Consider the following 3,749-nt stretch of genomic DNA (forward strand, 5'->3'; position numbering starts at 1 on the left):
CGAGGCCAGCGCCTCGTCCGCGGCGGCGACCGCCGCCGACGGCGAGACCGGGGCCGGCAGCCGGACGACCCTGCCGCCGCGCTGCCACGGCAGGAGCGTCGCGTGGTGCTCGGACTCGAAGACGACGACGGTGGTGCCCTGCGGCAGCGCGTGGGCGAGCAGGTTCATCGCGTCGGTGGTGTTGCGGGTGAACACGACCGCGTCGCGACGCCAGGCGCCGACGAACGTCCGCACGGTCTCCCGCGCGCGCTCGTACCGGTCGGTGGTCACCTGCGAGGCGTGGCCGGCCCCGCGGTGGACGCTGCTGTAGTAGGGCAGTGCGGTGTCGATCGCCGTGCGCACGTTCTCGAGACAGGGCGCGCTCGCGGCGTAGTCGAGGTTGGCGTACGGAACGCTGCGGCCGTCGGCGAGGGGGACGGGCACGTCCTGACCGATGACCCGGAGGGAAGCGGGGGCGAGGTCGATGAGGGCGGACGCAGGGGACATGGGTAACCTCCAGCGGGAACCAGGGGACCCGCAGAGGGGTCCGCGCTTGTCCGGCACGGTTGCGCCGGACCTGGTCATCACCCGGGGCACCCCGCCACGGACGGAGGGTTGCCGGCCAGCTAGCCGGGGCTTGACGCTGGCGCTCATGACCTGACGATGAGAATACAACACCCGCCCGAAGCGTCCCAGTGACGGGTGCTTCGGGCGGGTGCGAGTGCGCGGGCGGCGGGTGCGGGGTCAGCCGTACAGGTGCTGGATCCGGTGGCCGTGCCGTTGCAGGCCGCGCTGCGTCCCGCCGGTCGGCGGCGGGTTCGTCGGCGGATCCTCGCCACCGCCGCCCCCGGGCGGGTCGATCGGCGGCGGGATCGGATGCGTCGGGACGACCGGCGGGGGACTCCCCGGCCGCGACCCGGTCGGACGCGGGCGCGGGTTGACCGGGACGGTCGTGGACCGCCCGCTCCCGCCGGTGTAGACCGACGGCGCCCCGAACGACTTCGGCTGCAGGTCGAGCACCTGGTCGGCCTGGACCATGTACGAACGCCAGATCCGCGCCGGCAGGTCACCGCCGTACGAGGAGTAGCCCGGGATGGACAGCGGCTTGTTGTCGCTGCGGAAGATGCCGACCGAGGCCGTGAGCTGCGGGATGAACCCGTTGAACCACAGCTGCTTGCCATCGCTCGTCGTCCCGGTCTTGCCGGCCGCGTTCCGGTCGGGCAGCCCGGCGTTGGTGCCGGTGCCGGCGTCGACGACCTTCTGCATCGCGTACGTCGCGTCGCGCGCCACGGTCGTGCTGAACACGCGCTTGCCGTCCTCGGTCACCTTGCGCGTCTTGCTGCCGGGAGCGGTGACCGACTTGATGACGTGCGGCGCGTGGTAGACGCCCTCGGAGGCGAACGTCGCGTAGCCCGCCGCCTGCTGCTCGACGCTGACGTCGGCGACGCCGAGCGGGAGCGTGGCGGCGTCCTTGTGGGGGTCGAGCTGCGCGTCCGGGATGCCGGCCTTCTCCGCCATCGACACCACCTTGCTCAGGCCGACCTTCTGGCCGAGGTTGACGTACGCGGTGTTGATGGAGTCCTGCGTCGCGGTGACGAGGTTGACCATGCCGAAGTTCTCGTTCTCGTCGTTGTGCAGCGCGACTCCGGCGAACGTCTGCGGCGAACTGCCGTCGACGTAGGTGTTCAGACTCTCGCCGTCGGCTAGTGCGGCGGCGAGCACGTACGGCTTGAAGCCCGAACCCGCCTGCACCTTCGCGTCGAAGGCGTTGTTGAACTGCACGTCGACGTAGTTCTTGCCGCCGTAGAAGGCGTTGACCTCGCCGCTGTCCGGGTCGACCGACACCAGCCCGGTGAGGATCTTCTTCGACGTGCCGGTCGGCATGTTCTGCTTGACCGCCTGCCGCGCGGCGGCCATGAGGTCCTTGTTGAAGGTCGTCCGGACCTTCAGCCCGCCCATGTTGATCTGGTTGTCGGTGTAGCCCATGCGGCGCAGCTCGGCCTTGGCCAGGCTGACCATGTAGCCCTTGTCACCGGAGTAGATGGACTTCGCCTTCTGCTTGGCCGGGGCGGGGAACTTCATCGTCGCGGCCTGCTGCGGGGTGACGGCGCCCATCTGGACCATGCCGCTGACGACGTACTGCCACCGCGACTGCATGTACGACCGGGCACCCGGAAGGGTGGGGTCGCTGGCATAGGTCGGCACCTGGATCGCCGCCGCGAGGTAGGCGCCCTCGGCGGGGGTGAGCTCCTGCACGTCCTTGCCGTAGTACGCCTGCGCGGCCGACTCGATGCCGTACGCGTCGCGGCCGAAGTAGATGGTGTTGAGGTACTGCTGGAGGATCCAGTCCTTGTTCTTCTCGCGCGAGACCTTCAGCGCGATCATGATCTCTTTGAGCTTCCGGCCCGCGGTGCGCTGCTGGGAGAGGCCGCTGTAGTAGTTGCGCACCATCTGCTGGGTGATGGTCGAGCCGCCCTGCATCGAACCGCCGGTCAGCGTCGCCCAGACCGCGCGCGCCGAGCCCTTCACCGACACGCCCGAGTCGCTGTAGAAGCTGCGGTTCTCCGCCGAGATGACCGCGTCACGCACCTGAGGGGGGACGGTCTTCAGGTCGACCGGGCGGCGGTCGAACGCGCCGGTGCGTGCGATGACCGTCTTGCCGTCGCTGTAGTAGAACACCGACTGCTGCGCCTTGGCGGTGGGCTGGGCCGAGCTGGGGACCGGCGTCATCAGGTAGACGACGATGAAGCCGATGATGGGCAGCAGCACCAGCACGCCGAGCACGTACGCCGCGCGCCGCGCGTACTTGATGCGGCGGTCCTGCGGTTTCTTGGGCCCCTTTTCCGGCTTTCCCGCTTGGTCCTTGCGGGAGGCGGCCGCGAGGCGCACGCCCTGCGGCCGGTCCTCGGCCTCGCCCGCCCTGTCGTCCTTGTCGTCGTTGCCGTCGTCGGGCGGGATGATGACCGGCTTGGTCGCGTCGGCCGGAACGGGCTTGTCCGCGGAGCCGGGGGAGAGGGGGTCGTCCGCGCCGCCGTTCAAAGGGGTCTTCGCGGCGGCCGCGTCGTCGTCCTTTTCCTTTTCGCCGTTGTCGTCGGCGAGTTCGCGTTCGTGCGTGTCGCCGCGCCGGTCGTCTTCGTCCCGCTCGTCGTCCTTGCCGTGTGCGTCGGCGGCCGGAGTCTCCTCGACGGCCTCCGCCGGGCCGGAGTCGTCGGCCGGGGTCTCCTCATCGGCCGCGGAGTCGCTCACCGGCGTCTCGTTCGCCGCGTCCTCGTCGGCACCGCCCGTGACCTCGTCATCGCGGCCATCGCGTGTGGCCGCGTCGTCCTCGTCCTGCTCCCGCCGCGAGCCGTCGCCGCCCGCCGACAGGTTCGCGTCACCGTTATTTACTGGCTTGTCAGACATTTCGGGCTCCCCAGCCCCTGATGACGTCGTTAATGTCGCTCATCCATCCCCCGCGACCCGCCGGAGTTCACAAAGCTACCCAAAGGGGTACGGCTGATCGGTTCAACCGTGTTGGGTGTCCGGGGTCTTGACGATCCTAAGCCAAAGAGGCTAAGGATTCTGTTAGGCAGCGGCCACTATCGCACCGCACGGCTGCGGGCGTCATCACGCACCGGCGGCATCGCGCCCTCTTCCCGGTGAAGACGGGCGCCGAGCACGAAATTCCTCATACGCGACCGGGTCGAACGAGCCCGCGAGCGGGGCGAGCACGGCCGCGGCCGACAGCGCGGCCGCGTCGGCGACCAGCCGGGGCCACGACACCGCGCCGC

General features: G+C 70.1%; 2 protein-coding genes and 1 riboswitch. Both genes read right to left on the bottom strand.

Annotation, left to right across the window (positions count from 1 at the left end; translation table 11 throughout):
* The coding region (locus tag ACFFNX_RS44740) for an aminotransferase class V-fold PLP-dependent enzyme (RefSeq protein WP_378212351.1) at positions 1-486 on the bottom strand (486 nt) is incomplete at its 3' end.
* Between the two features lie 37 nt (positions 487-523).
* Positions 524-637, bottom strand: a riboswitch (SAM riboswitch).
* A gap of 86 nt (positions 638-723) precedes the next feature.
* Positions 724-3,381 carry a transglycosylase domain-containing protein gene (locus tag ACFFNX_RS44745; RefSeq protein ID WP_378212352.1) on the bottom strand — a complete coding sequence of 886 codons (2,658 nt, stop codon included), beginning with the start codon at positions 3,379-3,381 and terminating at the stop codon, positions 724-726.
* Between the last annotated feature and the right edge of the window lie 368 nt (positions 3,382-3,749).

It is taken from the genome of Actinoallomurus acaciae (assembly GCF_042429965.1).
In the GTDB taxonomy this organism is placed as follows: Bacteria; Actinomycetota; Actinomycetes; order Streptosporangiales; family Streptosporangiaceae; genus Actinoallomurus; species Actinoallomurus acaciae.